12 protein-coding genes are annotated in these 17,355 nt (G+C 72.1%); 8 read left to right on the forward strand and 4 right to left on the reverse strand.

Features of this window, described 5'->3' with window-relative positions:
- Positions 1 to 35 precede the first annotated feature (35 nt).
- Positions 36 to 3,656 (reverse strand): LamG-like jellyroll fold domain-containing protein, encoded by a 3,621-nt coding sequence (locus ACIBQ1_RS20695; RefSeq protein WP_397279576.1) that lies wholly within the window; start codon positions 3,654 to 3,656, stop codon positions 36 to 38.
- A gap of 373 nt (positions 3,657 to 4,029) precedes the next feature.
- On the opposite strand from ACIBQ1_RS20695, the gene ACIBQ1_RS20700 reads away from it, so the two are divergent.
- From ACIBQ1_RS20700 to ACIBQ1_RS20725, 6 genes are all read left to right on the forward strand, one after another.
- Positions 4,030 to 5,052, forward strand: coding sequence for a LacI family DNA-binding transcriptional regulator (locus ACIBQ1_RS20700; protein WP_397279577.1), 1,023 nt, complete (start codon positions 4,030 to 4,032; stop codon positions 5,050 to 5,052).
- 66 nt (positions 5,053 to 5,118) lie between these two features.
- Entirely contained in the window at positions 5,119 to 6,384 is a 1,266-nt protein-coding gene (locus tag ACIBQ1_RS20705; protein WP_397279579.1) for an extracellular solute-binding protein, read from the forward strand.
- A 4-nt stretch (positions 6,385 to 6,388) separates the two neighbouring features.
- The gene (locus ACIBQ1_RS20710; protein ID WP_397279581.1) at positions 6,389 to 7,333 is read left to right on the forward strand and encodes a carbohydrate ABC transporter permease; all 945 of its coding nucleotides are present in this window, start codon (positions 6,389 to 6,391) and stop codon (positions 7,331 to 7,333) included.
- Positions 7,330 to 8,136, forward strand: a complete 807-nt coding sequence (locus ACIBQ1_RS20715; RefSeq protein ID WP_397279583.1) for a carbohydrate ABC transporter permease — start codon at positions 7,330 to 7,332, stop codon at positions 8,134 to 8,136. Before ACIBQ1_RS20710 ends, ACIBQ1_RS20715 begins: the two co-directional genes overlap by 4 nt.
- A gap of 26 nt (positions 8,137 to 8,162) precedes the next feature.
- A complete protein-coding gene (locus ACIBQ1_RS20720) occupies positions 8,163 to 10,049 on the forward strand; it encodes a glycoside hydrolase family 127 protein (protein WP_397279584.1) in 1,887 nt (628 codons plus the stop codon).
- A 4-nt stretch (positions 10,050 to 10,053) separates the two neighbouring features.
- Positions 10,054 to 11,751 carry a hypothetical protein gene (locus tag ACIBQ1_RS20725; protein ID WP_397279586.1) on the forward strand — a complete coding sequence of 566 codons (1,698 nt, stop codon included), beginning with the start codon at positions 10,054 to 10,056 and terminating at the stop codon, positions 11,749 to 11,751.
- 51 nt (positions 11,752 to 11,802) lie between these two features.
- On the opposite strand, the gene ACIBQ1_RS20730 is transcribed toward ACIBQ1_RS20725, so the two are convergent.
- A complete protein-coding gene (locus ACIBQ1_RS20730) occupies positions 11,803 to 14,115 on the reverse strand; it encodes a DUF4132 domain-containing protein (RefSeq protein WP_397279587.1) in 2,313 nt (770 codons plus the stop codon).
- A gap of 12 nt (positions 14,116 to 14,127) precedes the next feature.
- A complete protein-coding gene (locus ACIBQ1_RS20735) occupies positions 14,128 to 14,916 on the reverse strand; it encodes an SAM-dependent methyltransferase (RefSeq protein WP_397279588.1) in 789 nt (262 codons plus the stop codon).
- Between the two features lie 58 nt (positions 14,917 to 14,974).
- On the opposite strand from ACIBQ1_RS20735, the gene ACIBQ1_RS20740 reads away from it, so the two are divergent.
- Positions 14,975 to 15,139: a hypothetical protein gene (locus ACIBQ1_RS20740; RefSeq protein WP_397279591.1), complete on the forward strand. Its 165-nt coding sequence runs from the start codon at positions 14,975 to 14,977 to the stop codon at positions 15,137 to 15,139.
- A 55-nt stretch (positions 15,140 to 15,194) separates the two neighbouring features.
- Entirely contained in the window at positions 15,195 to 15,713 is a 519-nt protein-coding gene (locus ACIBQ1_RS20745) for an XdhC family protein (protein WP_397279593.1), read from the forward strand.
- Between the two features lie 22 nt (positions 15,714 to 15,735).
- Here ACIBQ1_RS20745 and ACIBQ1_RS20750 read toward each other — a convergent pair whose 3' ends face one another.
- Positions 15,736 to 17,325: a sulfatase gene (locus ACIBQ1_RS20750; RefSeq protein ID WP_397279594.1), complete on the reverse strand. Its 1,590-nt coding sequence runs from the start codon at positions 17,323 to 17,325 to the stop codon at positions 15,736 to 15,738.
- Positions 17,326 to 17,355 lie beyond the last annotated feature (30 nt).

A 17,355-nucleotide genomic window follows, 5' to 3' on the forward strand; every position in this document is an offset into this window, starting at 1 on the left:
GGGAGAACCGGGGGCACGGGCGGCATCGCGAGGGGTCAGCCGCTGTACGGAGCGACCGTGATCTTGTCGATCACGGGAGCGTACTGCGCTCGGAGGAGCACCCCGGGGAAGGTCTCCGACGCGTAGGTGGTGCCGTCGAAGTTCGGCAGCTCCTCGGCGGAGAAGCGCACCGTGTTCTGGCCCTTCTTCAACCGCACCGGGACGGTGAGCTCCCAGAAGTTGTTCTCGTGGAAGGTGTGGGGGAACAGGACGCGCTGCGCGGCGGCGCCGTTCACCGAGATGTCGGCGGGCCTGGCGAGTGGGTCCGGGTTGTAGTGCGTGGCGGCCGACTGCTCCGGGTTGGAGTAACGCACGCGCATGGCGTACGTGCCGTCGGCGGCGGCCCGCACGTCGAAGGTGAGCGTGTTGGCGTTGCCGGGCGTGCCGCCGACCCCGGTCACCGCGCTCCCGCCACTGGCCAGCGAGAGCTGCGACGCCTTCGCCGTCCCGGCGAGGCGGGCGGACTCCGCCTCGTACCCGGTGGCCGGCAGCGCGCCGCCGGCGGGCCGCACCTCCAGCCGGTCGATGAGCGACGTGCCGGACCGGCCGGTGACCGTGACCTTGTTGACGCCGCCCGACAGCGACACCGCCGCGGTCGCGTCGCCGCGCCGGGCGCGGTCCAGCACGCGCACGCCGTTGACCGTCACCGCCGCCTTGCCGGAGCCGAGCAGCTTGAGGTCCAGGGTGGCCGGAGCGTCCTTCGCCGAGTACACCCAGAACGTGGCCGACTGGTCGCGCCCGGCGGTGACGACCCCGGAGCCCGAGAGCGCGCCGCCGTGCGCCGCGTAGGACGGGCGGGCGCCGTGCAGGTCGGCCAGCTCGGCCTCGTAGATCGAGTTCGCCGCCGCCGGGTTGGGCAGCGAGAGCCGGATCCGGTCGACGATCGCGTCGCCCTTGGTGGCCTTGGCGCCGTCGAGGCCGCGCGCGGCCAGGGACAGGACGTGCTTGCCCGCCGTGAGCTCCACGGTGGTGTCCGCGTGGTCCCACACCACCCACTTGTAGCCCAGCGGCAGGAACAGCTCCTGCTCCGCGCCCCCGTCCACGCGCACGAAGACGTTGGTCGGGCCCTGCTCGCGCACCCGGTCGAAGGTGTTCAGCGAGTTGGCGAACACGCTGAGGTCGTAACGGCCGGTCTTCGGCACCTCGACGGTGAAGTCGAGCACCCCGTCCGAGCCGGTACGCAGCCCGCCGACGTCGTAGCGGCCGGAGGTGTAGAACTTCGACACGTCCGACGGGGAGCCCTCGGGGCCGTTGCGGCTGTAGCCGCCGCCGGTGTACTTCGCGTCCTCGGCCTCGTACGAGCCCTCCCACAGCTTGGGCGCGGGCGCCGTCGCGGTGCCCGATCCGGCGGGGGTGAGGACGATCTCGTACGCCGACGACTCCTTGAGCCTGGGCAGGTCACCGGCGCCGAAGTCGAAGACCGCGGTGCCGTCCTTCACCTCGACGTCGCGCTCGGCGACGATCTCCGGCTGCGGAGAGTCGCCGACCTGGCCGGTCCACGGGATCTCCCGCACCCAGGCGTGCACGCGGCGGCCGAAGACCTTGGCGGGGACGTGCTCGAAGCGGATGTGCCCGGCGCTGTCGGCGCCGCCGAAGATCGCGCGGGCCTGCTTCTTGCCGGGGTCGAGCGTCGCGACGCCCTGCAGGGTGTAGTTCTGCCCCGGGTACGGCGGCGTGACCCGCACGGTGTGGCCGCTCATGCCGCCGTAGGCGTTGAACAGCCACCACTGGCCGTTGCCCCGGTTGGCCTGGACGGCGGAGTCGGACAGGTTGCCGTCGATGTTCCAGTACGCGATGTCGGCGTCGACCTTCGACTCCTCGATGGCCGACACCCACTGGATCATCTGGCCGGGGACCGAGGTGTGGTAGTTGAAGGCGTACTCGTTGACGTTGATCGGCAGCCGTTTCCCGGCGTACTTCGTGCCGGCGAAGGCCTCGGCCTCCATCTCGCGATAGCGCTTGACGCTCGCCCTGACCTGCTCGGGGTGGCTGAGCTCGTGCCAGGTCATCACGTCGGGCACGGTGCCGGCCTGTACGACGTGCTCCAGGTAGCCCTTGACCTGGGCGTACAGCACGCTGGTGTTGGGGCCGGCGATCCGGGCGGCCGGCATCCTGCCCTTGATGAGGGCGTGGACGTCGTCCCACGCCTTGAAGTAGTCGCGCGGGTCGCTGAGCCAGCTCACCCGGTTGTAGCTCCACTCGCCGGTGCCGAACATGTTGCCCTCGGGCTCGTTGAACGGCACGAAGACAATGTTGTCCTGATATTTCGGGTCGAGCTGGAGCACCTGGTCCACCTGCTTGGCGATCTTCTGCTTGTACAGGTCGAGCCTCTCCTCCGGCGTGGCGCCGGGCCACTGGTAGGGGAAGCCGCGGTGGATGTCGGTCATGTAGATGTACACGTCGCCGTCGGTGCTGTCGGCCAGCGGCTTGACGACTTCGAGGGCGTCGGCGCCGGGGTGCTGCGGGCCGTCCTGGGCCTTGGTCGAGACGGTGCGCAGGCGCATGCCCTCGATCAGGTTGTTCGTCGGCACGCCCGGCCCGTAGAGGCCGTAGAGCGTGCCCGACGCGCCGCCGTGGAAGGGACCCGTGTCCTCGGCGAGGTCGATGACGAGCTGGCCCTCGCGGATGACGGTGACCCCGGCCGTGACGGGCCGCCCGCCGGCCGTGCCGGTCACGGTGAAGGTCCCGGCGGCGGCGTAGTCCGCGGGATCCACGGGCGACCAGGCGATGGGCAGGTCGCGGTCGTAGCCGTCGGTGAAGGTGGCGCGGACCGCCGCCGGCAGGACCGGCGCGGTGCCGATGGTCGTCCGGACGGGGAAGGCGCTCTGCGCCAGGCCCGTCGGGGTCGGCGGCAGGCCGCCGGTGACGGCCGCCACCTGCTCCGCCGACAGCGCGGCCGCGTAGACGCGGAAGTCGTCGATCGCGCCGTCGAAGAGCGGGTCCTGGTAGAACGAGCGCCCGATGAACCCGGCGGAGGTCGTCGCGGCGTCGATCAGCTGCGCGGCGCTCACGGCGGTGGCCGCCGAGGCCACGGCGGCGCCGTCGAGATAGGTGGTGACGCGCTTGGCGGCGGTGTCGAGGGTGACCGTCAGCGTCTTCCAGGCGCCGGCGGGCAGCGGGGCGTAGCCCGTGACCTTGGCCTCGCCGCCGCCTCCCGAGGTGGTGACCGCCGTGCGCAGCACGCCGTCCCCGTTGTACGGCGTGCTGAACAGGTAGCGGTTGGTGTCCTTGCCGAGCGCGTAGATCCACTGCCAGGGCGCGGCGGTGCCGTCCCACTTCACCCGCGCCGACACGGTCAGGTCGGTCCTGCCCTTGATGGCGTCCAGCGGCAGCCGCACGTACGCGCCGTCGGAGGCCGGCGCGCCGCCGGGCAGGCTCAGCGCGTGGCCACCGGCGGCGCCGTCGACCAGCGCCGCGGTGGAGCCGTTGACCAGGGTGCCGTTCAGGCCGTTGCCGGAGGAGTCGGCGATGGAGCCGGTGGCGAGGTCGTCGGAGTCGAACGTGTAGACGAGCACGGGAGGGGGCGGATCCACGGTCCGCGCATGCGCGACGCCCGTGGTTAAGGCGGCGACGAGGGCGGCCGGGAGCAGCCCGGCCCACATGGCCTTGGTGATCATCACGATGTCCCTGGGAGGTGTGAGCGTTAACAAATCTCAGGGAGGGCGATCGGTGAAACGCAACTGAGGGTTTCGCGTAGGTTACGTAGCCGCGCCCCACACGTCAATGGGCGTTTCCGGCGTGTCACGATTCGGTATCGCCGACCGTTCTCACTCTTGACGCCCGCTGACCGGCGGCGCGACAGTCGAGCCACATCGTTGAACCGGTTCGCTGATTCCGGCGGCCCGCACACGGAGTCGATCCCGGGCCATGACCGGCCGCGGGCGGATCGATCCTGCGGACCCCCAGGAAAAGGCACCTTCCGGTCGGCGATCCGAGGGTGTTTCGCGACGCAACTGTCGAACCGGTTCAATTACGTAACAGGAGGTGAGAGTGGCGACGATCGGAGACGTGGCCCGGGAGGCCGGGGTGAGCCGCAGCACGGCGTCCTACGCGCTGTCGGGCAAGCGGCCCATCTCGGAGGAGGTCCGCCGCCGGGTGCTGGCGGCCGCCGAGGCGCTCGACTACACGCCGAACGCGGGCGCCCGGGCGCTGGCCACCTCCCAGACCAAGGTCCTCGGTCTGCTCGCCCAGTTCCACGAAGACGAGTTCGCGCCCGCGATGATGCAGTACATCCTGGGCGTCACGAACACCGCCCGCGACCTGGGCTACGACACGCTGCTGGTCACCGAGGCCGACGGCGTGCGGGCGCTGCGGCGCATCACCGACTCGCGCATGGTGGACGGCGTCGTCCTGATGAACATCGCGCAGGTCGACCCGAGGCTGCCCATCCTGCGGGCCGCGCCGCAGCCGGGCGCCCTGGTCGGCCTGCCGGGCGACTGCTCGGGGCTCGACGTGTTCGACCTCGACTTCGAGGAGGCCGGCCGGGTCATGGTGGAGCACCTCCATCGCCTCGGCCACCGCGAGCTCATCCTGATCTCGCAGCCCGAGCACGTCGTCGAGCGGGGCGGCGCGTACGTGTGGCGCCTGCGCGACGCGGCACTCGAACGGGCCCGCCAGCTCGGCGTCACCCTGCACGCCGTGTACGGCGAGTCCCGGCAGCCCGCGGTCGGGCGCCTGCTCAACGCCCTGCTCGACGCCTACCCGTCCGCGACCGGCCTGCTGATCAACAACGAGGCGGCCACCGCGGCCCTGCCCTCCGTCGCCCACGAGCGAGGGCTGCGGGTGCCCGAGGACCTCTCGGTCATCGGGCGCTACTCCGAGGAGTTCGCCGCGACCTTCTCCCTGCCCTATTCGTTCATCGAGAGCGCGCCCGACCGGCTCGGCGCCATGGCGGTACGCCAGCTCGTGCGCCGCGTGGAGTCGCCGGCGGCCCGCGACGAGCCGTTCGTCGTGCGCTTCATCTCTCCCGAACTGGTCTCGCGCGGAAGCACCGCGCCCCCGACCGCCCGCTAGCTCACGGGCCCGACCTCAGCACCTTCCGGCCGCGCTCGATTGTGAGCGCTAACATTGGAGGCCTCGATGAACCGCACGTCGGTTTCCGCGAAGGCGGCGGTCCTCGGAACCGCCCTTCTGGCCCTGTCCGCCTGCGCGTCCGCTCCCCAAGGCGGCTCCACCACCACCTCCGCCTCCGCGGGCGGCGCCGGCGCGTACACGTGGTGGGACCCGTACCCGCAGCACGACGCGTCCTCCGCCTGGGCCAAGCGGGTGGACACCTGCGGGCGGCAGGCCGGAGTCACCATCCAGCGCACCGCCTACGACACCACCGCGCTGACCAACCAGGCGCTGCTCGCCGGCCAGGAAGGCAACGCGCCGGACGTCATCCTCCTCGACAACCCCGCCGTCTCGACGCTCGCGGACGCCGGGATGCTCTCCAGCATGTCCGACTTCGGCCTGGACACGGCCCGGTTCGACAAGAACCTCATCGCCGCCGGCGAGCTGGACGGCAAGACGTACGGCATCCCCATCGGCGCGAACACCCTGGCCCTCTACTACAACAAGAAGATCCTCGACGCGGCCGGCGTCGACCCCGCCTCGATCAAGGACTGGGCCACGCTCAACGCGGCGCTGAAGAAGGTCAAGGCCGCGGGCAAGAAGCCGATCACGTTCTCGGCCATCGGGACGGAGGAGGGCTCGTTCCAGTTCCTGCCGTGGTTCTGGGGCTCCGGCGCGCAGCTGACCCGGCTCGACTCGCCCGAGGCCGTCGCGGCGCTCGACCTGTGGACCACGTGGGTCAAGGACGGCACCGCCCCCAACTCCGTCATCAGCAACTCCCAGAACACCACCTGGGAGCAGTTCCTGACCGGGGAGTTCGCCTTCGCCGAGAACGGCACCTGGCAGATCGACAGCGCCGAGAAGGCGGGCTTCCCCACCGGCATCGTGCAGATCCCCGGCAAGGACGGGGGCACCGCCCCCACGCCCACCGGCGGCGAGTTCATCACGGTCCCGGTGCAGAAGGACACCAAGCGCTACGCCGCCACCAAGAAGGTCCTCGAATGCATGACGACGCCCGAGGGCCTGGTGGAGACCGGCACGACGTTCGCGTACTACATCCCCTCCACCGCCGAGGGCCGGCAGGCCATCCTCGCCAAGGAGCCGGACCTGAAGCCGTGGGTCGACGCCGTGAAGTCGGCCAAGGGCCGGACCAGCGACAACCTCGGCACCAAGTACCCGAAGATCTCCGAGGCGCTGTGGACCGGGGTGCAGAAGGCGTTGAGCGGCTCGGCCACTCCCGCCGACGCGCTCAAGCAGGCACAGGCCCAGGCGAAGCAGGCCACCGGCGGCTGATCCGATGACCTCTCTCAGCAGCGAGGCGGTGGCGGTGGGCAGGGCGGCGCACGCGGCTCCGAGGCGGGGACGCTCGCGGCGGTGGACGGCCTACGCCTTCCTCGCGCCGCTCGTGATCTACCTGCTCGTCTTCTACGCCTATCCGCTCTACCGCAACATCGACCTGAGCGTGCACGACTACACGCCGCGGGCGTTCGTGCGGGGCGACCCGGAGTTCACCTGGCTGGCCAACTACCGGGACATCCTGTCCGACGACACCTTCCTGCGGGCGCTGCGCAACACGGCCCTGTTCACGCTGGTGTCCATCGCGGCGCAGTACGCGCTCGGCCTGGCGCTCGCGGTCTTCTTCCACCGCAACTTCCGCCTGTCCGCGGTGCTGCGCGCGATGTTCCTCGTGCCGTGGCTGCTGCCGCTGATCGTCTCCGCCTCCACCTGGTCGTGGATGCTCAACAGCGACAACGGCATCGTGAACGCGGCGCTGGAGGCGTTCGGGATCGGCCAGATCAACTGGCTCACCTCGCCCGGCACCTCGCTGCTGGCCGTCACGATCGCCAACATCTGGCTCGGCGTCCCGTTCAACCTGGTGATCCTGTACGCCGGGCTGCAGAACATCTCCGCCGACCTGTACGAGGCCGCCGGCCTGGACGGGGCGAACGGGTGGCAGCGCTTCCGGCGCATCACCTTCCCGCTGCTGCGCCCGGTGTCGGCGATCACGCTGCTGCTCGGCCTGATCTACACGCTCAAGGTCGTCGACATCATCTGGATCATGACGCGGGGCGGGCCGGCGGACGCCTCGACGACGCTGGCCATCTGGTCGTACCGGGAGGCGTTCGGCACCGGCCAGCCCGACTTCTCACCGGCGGCGGCCGTCGGCAACCTGCTCATCCTCATCGCCTTCGCCGCCGGGCTCCTGCACGTGCACCTGCAGCGCAAGGAGGAGCGCGCATGAAGACCTGGAAGACCGCGGTGGGCGTCGTCCTGGTGGGGCTGATGCTGTTCCCGGTCTACTGGATGTTCAACGTCTCGCTCACCAAGACGGGCGACATGCGGGCGGACCCGCCGCACTGGTTCCCCTGGAACCCCACGTTCGAAGGGTACGCGGCGGCGCTCGCCCAGCAGGTGCCGGCCCTGGCCACGAGCCTGTTCATCGGCCTGGGCACCGTCGCGCTGACGCTGCTCGTGGCCCTGCCCGCGGGCTACTCGCTGGCCAAGCTGCGCCCGCGCGGCGCGCGCGGGATCGACTTCCTGCTCCTCGTCGCGCAGATGATCCCCGCCGTCGTCATGGCGATGGGCTTCTACGCCATCTACATCCGGCTCGGCCTGCTCAACACCGTCCCCGGCCTGATCGTCGCCGACTCGACGCTGGCCGTGCCGTTCGGGGTGCTGCTCTTCCGGGCGTTCATGGCGAGCATCCCCGGCGAGCTCATGGCCGCGGCGCAGATCGACGGGGCGGGCACCTGGCGGACGTTCCGGTCGATCATCCTGCCGCTGAGCCGCAACTCGGTGATCACGGTCTCGCTCTTCGCGTTCCTGTGGGCGTGGTCGGACTTCATCTTCGCCTCGACCCTCAACCGCAACAGCGACGTCATCCCGATCACGCTCGGCATCTTCCGCTACATCGGGAACAACACCACGCAGTGGAACTCGATCATGGCGACCGCCGTGATCGCGTCCGTTCCCGCGGCCTTCCTCCTGGTCCTCGCGCAGCGCTACATCGCCGCCGGGGTCACCGCGGGCGCCGTGAAGGACTGACCACCCATTCGTCGAAAGGTTCATTCATGACCAGCCCCGTGCTGCCGTCCCACGGCCGGGTGCGTCCCCTCGGGCTCGCGCAGGTCTCCATCACCGGAGGGTTCTGGGGGAGCCGGCAGGCCGTGAACGCCACGGCGACGCTCGCCCACTGCGAGTCGTGGATGGAGCGCCTCGGCTGGCTCGCCAACTTCGACCGCGTCGCCGACGGGGCGACCGCTCCCGACCGTCCCGGCTGGTCGTTCTCCGACTCGGAGGTCTACAAGCTCCTGGAGGCCCTGTCCTGGGAGTGGGGCCGTACCGGCGACCTGGCGGCGGAGGCGGCGATCAAGCGGCTCACCGCGCGCGTCGCCCGCGCCCAGGACCCGGACGGCTACCTCAACACCTGCTTCGGGCACGGCGGGCAGCCGCCGCGCTACAGCGACCTGGAGATGGGCCACGAGCTCTACAACACCGGCCACCTCCTGCAGGCCGCGGTGGCCCGGCTGCGCACGCACGGCGAGGACGACCTCGTACGGGTGGCGCGGCGGGCCGCCGACCACGTGTGCCGCACCTTCGGCCCGGACGGCAGGCCCGGGATCTGCGGGCACCCGGAGATCGAGGTCGGCCTGGCCGAGTTCGGGCGGGCGCTGGGGGAGGAGCGCTACGTCGAGCAGGCGCGGATCTTCCTCGACCGCCGCGGGCACGGCACGCTCAGGGACATCCCGCTGGGCCGCGCCTACTTCCAGGACGACCTCCCGATCCGGGAGGCCGAGGTGTGGCGCGGCCACGCGGTCCGCGCGCTCTACCTCACCGCCGCCGCCGTGGACGTCGCCGTCGAGCGCGGCGACGACGAGCTCCTGCGGGCCGTGGAGCGGCAGTGGGAGCGCTCGGTCGCGCGCCGCACATACATCACGGGCGGCATGGGCTCGCGCCACCAGGACGAGGGCTTCGGCGAGGACTGGGAGCTGCCGCCGGACCGGGCCTACTGCGAGACGTGCGCCGGCGTCGCCTCGATCATGGTCTCCTGGCGGCTCCACCTGGCCACCGGCGACGTCCGCTACACCGACCTGATCGAGCGCACGCTCTACAACGTCGTCGCGACCTCCCCGAGCCCCGACGGCACCGCGTTCTTCTACGCCAACCCCCTCCACCAGCGCTCCCCGGGCCGGCCCGCGGACCCGGACGCGGTGAGCCCGCGCGCCGAGGCCGGCGCCAGGGCCGCGTGGTTCGACGTGTCCTGCTGCCCCACGAACGTGGCCCGCACCCTGGCCGGCCTGCAGGGCTACCTCGCCACCGCCGACGACGACGGCCTCCAGCTCCACCAGTACGCCCCCTCGACCATCCGCGCCGAGCTGCCGGACGGGCGGGAGGCCGCGGTGGAGGTCGAGACCGCCTACCCCGACAGCGGGACCGTCCGCGTCCGGATCCTGGCCGACGGGCTCTGGACGCTCGCCCTGCGGGTCCCGGCCTGGGCCACGGGGGCCACGATCGCCGTGGACGGGCGGGCGCGGCCGGTCGAGCCCGGCCTGGCCACGGTGCGGCGGGCGTTCCGGGCGGGCGAGGTGATCACGCTCGAACTGCCGATGGAGCCCCGCTTCACCTGGCCGGACCCCCGCATCGACGCCGTACGCGGCTGCGTCGCCGTCGAACGCGGCCCCGAGGTCCTGTGCGCCGAGTCCCACGACCTCCCGCGCCCCGGCGGGCTCGACGCCCTGGCGATCGACCCCGGGTCGGCCCCCCGGGCCGAGCCCGGCGGAGCGCTGGTCCGCGGCCGCCTGGCCGCACCCCCCGACCGGCCGTGGGCCTACTCCGGCGCCCCGGCCACCCCCGCGGCGGAGGCCGGCTGGTTCGACGTGCCGCTGCGGCCGTACCACTCGTGGGCCCGTCGCGGCCCGTCGAGCATGCGTGTCTGGTTGCCCACCGAAGGAGAGTGACACGATGTCCCGAATCCGAGTGCTCGCCTTAGCCCTGGTCACCACGGCCACTGCCCTGGTGACCGCCTCGCCCCCGGCCGCGGCCGCCGGCGCGACGCTGACCGTCGACGTCGCGCAGCCGTTCCGGCCGGTCACCCACGTCGCCTCCGGCGGCCTGTACGGCCTGGCCGAGAACTCCCGGCCGGCCGACTCCACCCTCCTCCCGATCAAGGTCAACTCGCTGACCCAACCCGCGCCGGGCGTCGGCCAGCGCCCCAACGGCCAGCCGCCCGGCGGCGACTCGCTGCTGGTGGCCCCGCAGGCCACCCGGGCCGGCGCGGGCGAGTTCATCCGCATGCCGGACATCTATCTCGACTTCCCGTACCGGTGGGTGAGCTGGGACGACTGGCTGGCCAAGGTCAACACCATGGTCAACGCCCGGCTGTCGGCCACCACGGCCACGAACGTCATCGGCTGGGAGCTCTGGAACGAACCCGACTACACCTGGAACACCGCCGCCGCGGGCAACTTCAACGACGCCTGGGTGCGCACGTTCCGGGCGGTGCGCGCGCTCGACACGCTCACGCCGATCGTCGGCCCGAGCACCGCCACCTACAACCGCTCCTGGATGCAGTCGTTCCTCACCAACGCCAGGAACACCGGCACCCTGCCCGACATCATCTGCTGGCACGAGCTGCAGAACCCCACCAGGATCGCCTCCGACATCGCCGACTACCGCAACCTGGAGTCCTCGCTCGGCATCAGCCCGCGCCGCATCTCCATCAACGAGTACGCCGCCACCGGCGAGGTCGACGTGCCCGGCCGGATCGCGAGCTACGTCGCCAAGTTCGAGCGCGGCGGCGTGGAGTCCGCGCACCGGGCCTTCTGGTACGAGTACGGCACCATGAACGGCCTGGTCGTCAACAACACCCAGCCCACCGGCACCTGGTGGCTGTACAAGTGGTACGGCGACATGGCCGGCAACATGGTCACGACCACGTCGACCACGACGACGGGCCTGGACGGCTTCGCCTCCTACGACGGCACCCGCAAGATCGTCAACGTGGTGTTCGGCAACGAGGCCGGCGCCAACACCGTCAACCTCACGGGCCTGGGCGCGCTCGGCTCCAGCGTCCGCGTCACGCTGACCTCCACCCCGTCCAGCGGCCGCTTCACCGCGGTCACCGCCCCCACCACGATCTCCACGACGACCCAGACGGTCAGCGGCGGCCGGCTCAGCGTGTCCGTGCCCGGCATGGTGGCCACCAGCGCCTACCAGCTCGTCGTCGAGCCGGTCAGCGGAGTGCCCGCCTACCAGCAGCGGTACGAGGCCGAGAACGCCTCCGTCTTCCGCGCCCAGCGGCTGAGCGCCACCAGCGCGTCGGGCGGCGGCTACGTGGGCCGGATCGACAACTCGGGCACGCCGCGCACCGACAGCTACGTGGACTTCGTCGTCAACGTGCCCACGGCGCGCTCGTACACGATGACCATCGGGTACGCCAACGGCACCGGCGCCACCGCGACCCAGGGCCTGGCCTACAACAGCGGCGCCTGGAGCACGGTCAGCTACCCGCCCACCTCGGGGTGGGGCCAGTTCGGCGCCACCGTCAGCACGACCGTCACGCTCCGGGCCGGGTACAACGTGATCCGCCTGGCCAAGGGCTCGCCGTTCTTCGCGGGCGGCACCGGCTACGCCGAACTCGACTACATCCAGCTCACGTGATCCGAGCGGCGGTCCGGCGGCGCCCCGCCGGACCGCCGGTCTCTGGCGCTGTCACCCCTTGATCTGCCGGACGATGCTCTCGTCGGTGATCCGGCTGTCGGCGGCCAGCAGGAGGGCCTTGCTGACGATGAGCGCCAGCCGCCCGTCGTCCTCGAACGGCAGGAACAACCCCGCGTCGCGGGCGGCGGCGGACACGATGCACAGATAGACGTCGCCGGGCTCCATGAGGATGTTGGCGCTGCCCAGGTGGATCTTGTAGGTGCGCAGGTCGCCGCGTACGACGAGGTAGCGGTCGGTCAGCGTGCAGCGGCCGGCCACGGCCAGGCGCGGCAGGAGGCGGGCCAGCGCGTCGCGGCGCACCTCGGCCGACGGCGTCAGCTCGCCGAAGGAGGCCGCGCGCCAGTAGTCGAGGTGGCGGTCGTGCCCGCGGTCGGCCCACTCCGGGTCGGCCGCGATCGAGGTCACCGCCACGAACAGGTCCACGTCCCGCATGGCCTCGCTGAACACCAGCGCCGGCACCTCGGGCAGCGGCGTCTCCCGCCACTCGCCGTCCGTGCGCCGGTGGAAGCGCACCTGGTCGGTGGAGGCGTGCTCGCCCGGGTCGCCGTACAGGTAGTCGTGGAAGAACGACGCCCGCCACCGCCCTTCGGCCAGCACGCGCGTGGCCTCGCCGGCGCCGCCGCCGTCCCAGGGGCCGAGCAGGTCGGCCCGCCACCCCCGGGCCTTGAACATCGCGTACAGCCGCCGGTAGTCGACGATGTGGCCGGCGAACCGGTTGGAGTAGCCGGCGGTCCGCTCCTCCGCCGGCGTCAGCGGGTAGACCTCGCGGAAGGCCTGTTTGAACGGCTGCCTGATCCGCCCTTCGGCCACGGTCTCCCGCCAGCGGGCCACCTCGTCCGGCATCGCGCGGGCGGGATGCCACAGGCGCACCCGCCCACCCTCCGCCCCGCCGGCCTCAGGCTCGCCGAGCGCGGCCCGCCACTCGCCGGGGGCGACCTCGGCCTCCCAGATCAGCCGCCGGGCCACGGCGGAGGCGATCGGGTGCTCGGCGACCTGCTCGCGCCAGGTGCCGTACGGCTGCGCGGCCTCGCCGGCGAAGCCCGCCTCCAGCGCCCTGACCAGGGTCTTCACCTGCCGCTGCACCTGCTTGACCAGCTCGCGCAGGCGCTTGACCTCCTCGGGACGCTCCTTGCGCACCGCCGCCGGCACGCTCTTGAGCGGGCGGTCCCCGTGCCACCAGGTCAGCGCGAACGCGCCGTCCTCGCCGGCCGCGACGACCGCCCGGTGCTCGCCGGCCGTCGACTCCAGCCGTCCGCCCGGCCCGAAGCCGAGATCCGGCATGCGGAAGGCCACCTCGACGCGGTCCGCGAGGCCGGGTTCGGCCTTGCGGATCATCCGGTCGAGCTGCTTGACCACGCCCGCGTGCCGGGTGATCGCGCGGGCCGTGCGCAGCGCCGTGATCGCCTCCGGCGTCGGGAAGCGTTCGGCCGCCCGCGCGATCTCGTACAGCAGCGCCTGCGAGGGCAGGGTCTTCGCGGCCGTGGGCGCGACGGCGACCCGGGTCAGCAGGCCGTCGAGCAGCTCGGGCAGCCACGGCTCGTCGCGGAAGAGCGCCAGCCGGGCGGCCCGCCCGGCCGCCGCCGTCTCGGCCGCTCCGAACGCCTTGTCCGCCCGGTAGGGGAGCTCGCCCGCGTGGATCGCCGCCAGCCGGTCCGCGGCGGCCTCCAGCGTCGAACGGGCGAGGTCCACGTACGCCGGCATCGCGGCCAGCCGCTCCCACGCGTCGGGCAGCTCCGGCGGCGCCCCGAACGACCGGGGCCCGATCTCGGCCAGCAGCGCCCTGCCCGCCGGGTCGAGGCCCATGAGCAGGTCGAGCTCGGCGGCGGCCAGCGGCTCCTGCCGTTCTTCCACGACCTCGGCCAGCTCGTCCATCCCGGCCAGACCGGCCACGGCGAGGAACGCATACGGGTGCTCGACCCGCTTCCCGCCGGCCATGAACTCGACCAGGGTGCGCGCGGGCGCGGCGAGGGCCGCCGCCGGCGCGCCGCCGGGGCAGCGCAGCAGCGCCGCCGCGGCCAGGGACAGATCGGCCCACTTCCGCCCCTCCAAGCCGTCGACCAGGGCCTCGAACAGGGCCACGCACGCCTCGGGAGAGAAGGCCGGCTGTCGCTCCTTGGCCTGGCCCTCGACCGCGACCCGCATCGAGAAGGCCGGGCCGCCGCCGGTCACCCGGTAGGCGAGGGGCAGCAGGGCACCCAGATCGGCCGCGCTCAGCAGGGTCGCGTCCGGCCACGGGGCGGGATAGCCGGCGCCGGGCTCGGTCAGGTGGTGGTGGATCCGCTGCGCGGTGGGGGAGAGCCGCATGTGACAGGTCCTCTAGGGTTTGCGGCCGACGCCGCAGACCGCGTTGACCACCGCGGGCTGATGCGGCGCCCCCGCCGGGGGCCGCCAGAGCGGCGTCGAGACCACGCCGGGGGCCACGAGTTCGAGCCCTTCGAAGTAGCCGGCGAGCCTGTCGGGGCTGCGCAGCGTGTAGGGGAAGGCGGCCCGCTCGTTGTAGGCGCTCACCGCCTCCACCAGCGAGGGGTTGGCGTTGACTCCGTCGGACAGCGCCAGGTGGCTGCCGGGCGGCAGCGCCGCGACGTACTGGCGGACGAGGCCGGAGGCGAGGCCGTCGTCGGGGACCTGACCGGCGATGCTGAGCATCATCAGGCCGATCGGCCGGGAGAAGTCGAGGGTCTCTGCCGCCGCCGCGAGGATGGTGCCGGGGTCGCGCACGTCGGCGTCGACGTAGCCGGTCCGGCCCTCCGGGGTGCCGGTCAGCAGGGCGCGGGCGTGCACGAGCACCAGGGGGTCGTTGTCGACGTAGACGACGCGGGACTCGGGGGCGAGGCGCTGCGCCACCTCGTGGGTGTTGTCGGCGGTGGGCAGACCCGAGCCGATGTCGAGGAACTGCCGGATGCCCGCCTCGGTGACGAGGTAGGTCACCGCCCGCCGCAGGAACTCGCGCTGGAGCGTGGCCACCTGCGCGAAATCGGGGAAGGCGCGCAGCAGATTTTCCCCTGCCTCGCGGTCGACGTCGTAGTTGTCGGTCCCGCCGAGCAGGTAGTTCCAGACCCGGGCGGAATGCGGCTTGGTGCGGTCGATCCTGGGGTCGGCGTCCATTGCCGAAGCCTATACGATCTTCCCCATCATCCCCCGTTCGCGTTTGGGAGCCGGAGCCATGGCTGACGACCCCCGCGGAGACCTCGCCGCGAAGGTCGACTCGGGAACGCCGCACGCGGCGCGCATCTGGTACTACTGGATGGGCGGCATGGCGGCCCGGCGACGACGCGGACGAGCCGATCGACGCGTACGGCGCGGTGGCATGCAAGCCCTGAGCTCCTGACGGGGATCGCGGGCGCGTCGGGCGCGAGCCCGTCCGCTCATGTCAGACTGCGCATATGGCCCACACCCATGACGCAGAGGACCCGGCGTGCGCGGTGGCCCACAGCGAGGCTCCCGCCGAGCCTGCCGGGCGGACGCTGGTCGCCGTCTTCGCCTCCCCGGTGGCGGACTGCCTGCTGAGGTTCGGCGCGGAGCTCGGCTTCCGCCCGATCCTCCTCGAACCCGACCCCGGTCGCCGCCTCGCGGGATTCACGGCGGTGACCGAGCTCGGCGGCTATCTCGACGCCACGGCCGACGTGGTGCTCACCGACCATCATCGCGAGGAGATCGGGCCGGTCCTCCGGGACGTGCTCAAGTTCCCCGTCCGGTGGGTCGGCATCATGGGCAGCGCCCGCCACACCGCGCCACACGTACGGGCGCTGGCCGACCTCGGCGTGCCGCCCGACGAGATCGCCCGGGTGCACCGGCCCATCGGGCTCAACATCGGCTCGCGCACCCCGCCCGAGATCGCCGTCGCCACCCTGGCCGGCCTGATCGCCGACCGCAACGCCCGCCCGGGCGGCTTCGCCTTCTGACCGCTTCAGGTCCCCGCCCGGGTCAGCGCAGGTGAGCGGCCGACCAGCAGTCCGTCGCGCCCGGCTTGCCGCACGTCTTCAAGGCGTCGAGGACCTTGCTCAGGGCGGCCGTCCTGGCGTTGGCGGGGTCGTTGGACTCCTCGCGGGGGTCGGTGACGGTGTTGTAGTACTCGGGCTTCGGATCGCCCTTGTACTCGACATAGAGCTCCCCGGCCGTGCGCACGGCGGAGTAGCTGGGCGGCCGGGAGTTGCCCCGCTTCATGGCGTCCGCGTCCGGGTCGGGCCGGCCCGGCGTGCGCGGGTTCGGCTTGACGTGCTCGATCAGCGCCGCGTCGCGCCAGCCGGTGATGTTCTGCCCCTGGATGAGGGGCAGCAGGCTGCGGCCGTCGCGGCTGTCACGCGTCGCGGGGGCGACGCCGGCCATGTCGAGGAAGGTCGCGAACAGGTCCACGTTCTGGGCGATGGCGTGGCTCACGAGGTCGCCGCGCGGCCCCGAGAGCGGGCGCCTGACCAGGAGCGGCACCCGTACGTCGTGGTCGTAGGCGCTGGCCTTGCCGCGCACCAGGCGGTGCTGCCCCAGGTGGAAGCCGTTGTCGCTGGTGAACACGACGTACGTGTCGCGCCGCTCCTCCTCGGTCAGCGCGGACAGGACGCGCTGCACCATGTCGTCGATCGACTGCACCATGCGGATCCGGTCGCGGAAGTCCTCCCGGAGCTTGCCGATGATTTTCGGGCCGATGGGCGCGCGCCGTACCCAGGACGGCTTGTCGGTGGTGTCCTCGTTGAACGACGGCAGGGTGGTCACGTCTATGGAGTCGCAGTCGGGGCCGCCGCAGTCGCCGTGCGGGAACTCCCCGGCGGGGAAGCGGTCCTTCGGCCGGTCGCGGGGCGCGGGCGGGAAGCGCGGCTCCGTGTCACCGGGCTTGACGTCGACCCTGTTGTGCGGTGAGAAGGGCGAGACCTGGAGGAAGAACGGCTCGCCGGGGGCGTAGCGGCGGGAGCGCTCGATGAAGCCCACCGCGCGCTGCCCCAGCTCGTCGACCAGGTACGTGCCCTTGGAGGCGTCGAGCGGCCGCCGGGCGCCCGCTTCCTCCTTGACGTAGCGGGTGAGCCGGTACCTGAACTCGTTGTAGCCGCCGCTCGCTGTCACGTGCCACTCGTCCCAGCCCGCCGGGACGTGGTAGCCGGGGCCGGCGGGATACTCGTTGATGTACTTGCCCAGGTAGCCCGTGCGGTATCCGGCCTGGTGCAGGGAGACGGCGTACGTCCTGCCCTCGTGCTTCGCGAACGCCCCGTAGCCGCCGTGGTCGTAGCCCTGGTTGGTGCGTACGCCGGTGTTGTGCGGGAACTGGCCGGTGAACATGGTGGCGCGGGACGGGCAGCAGAGCGAGTCGGCCACGTAGTAGTCGGTGAACGTGGTGCCGTCGCGGCTCAGGCTCCTGACCGTGTCCATGTACTGGAGCAGCTCGGCGGACATGTCGTCGACGAGGAAGAAGATGATGTTCGGTCGCTTGGGCGGGGCGAGGGTGCCGGCGCCCGCGGGGGACGCGACGGTCAAGGCGAGGACGAAGGCGAGCGCCACCGCCCAGCTTTTCCTGATATTTCCGGACATCGTGATGAGCAGTCTCTTCGGCAGGGGACG

Source organism: Nonomuraea sp. NPDC050153 (assembly GCF_044460125.1).
In the GTDB taxonomy this organism is placed as follows: domain Bacteria; phylum Actinomycetota; class Actinomycetes; order Streptosporangiales; family Streptosporangiaceae; genus Nonomuraea.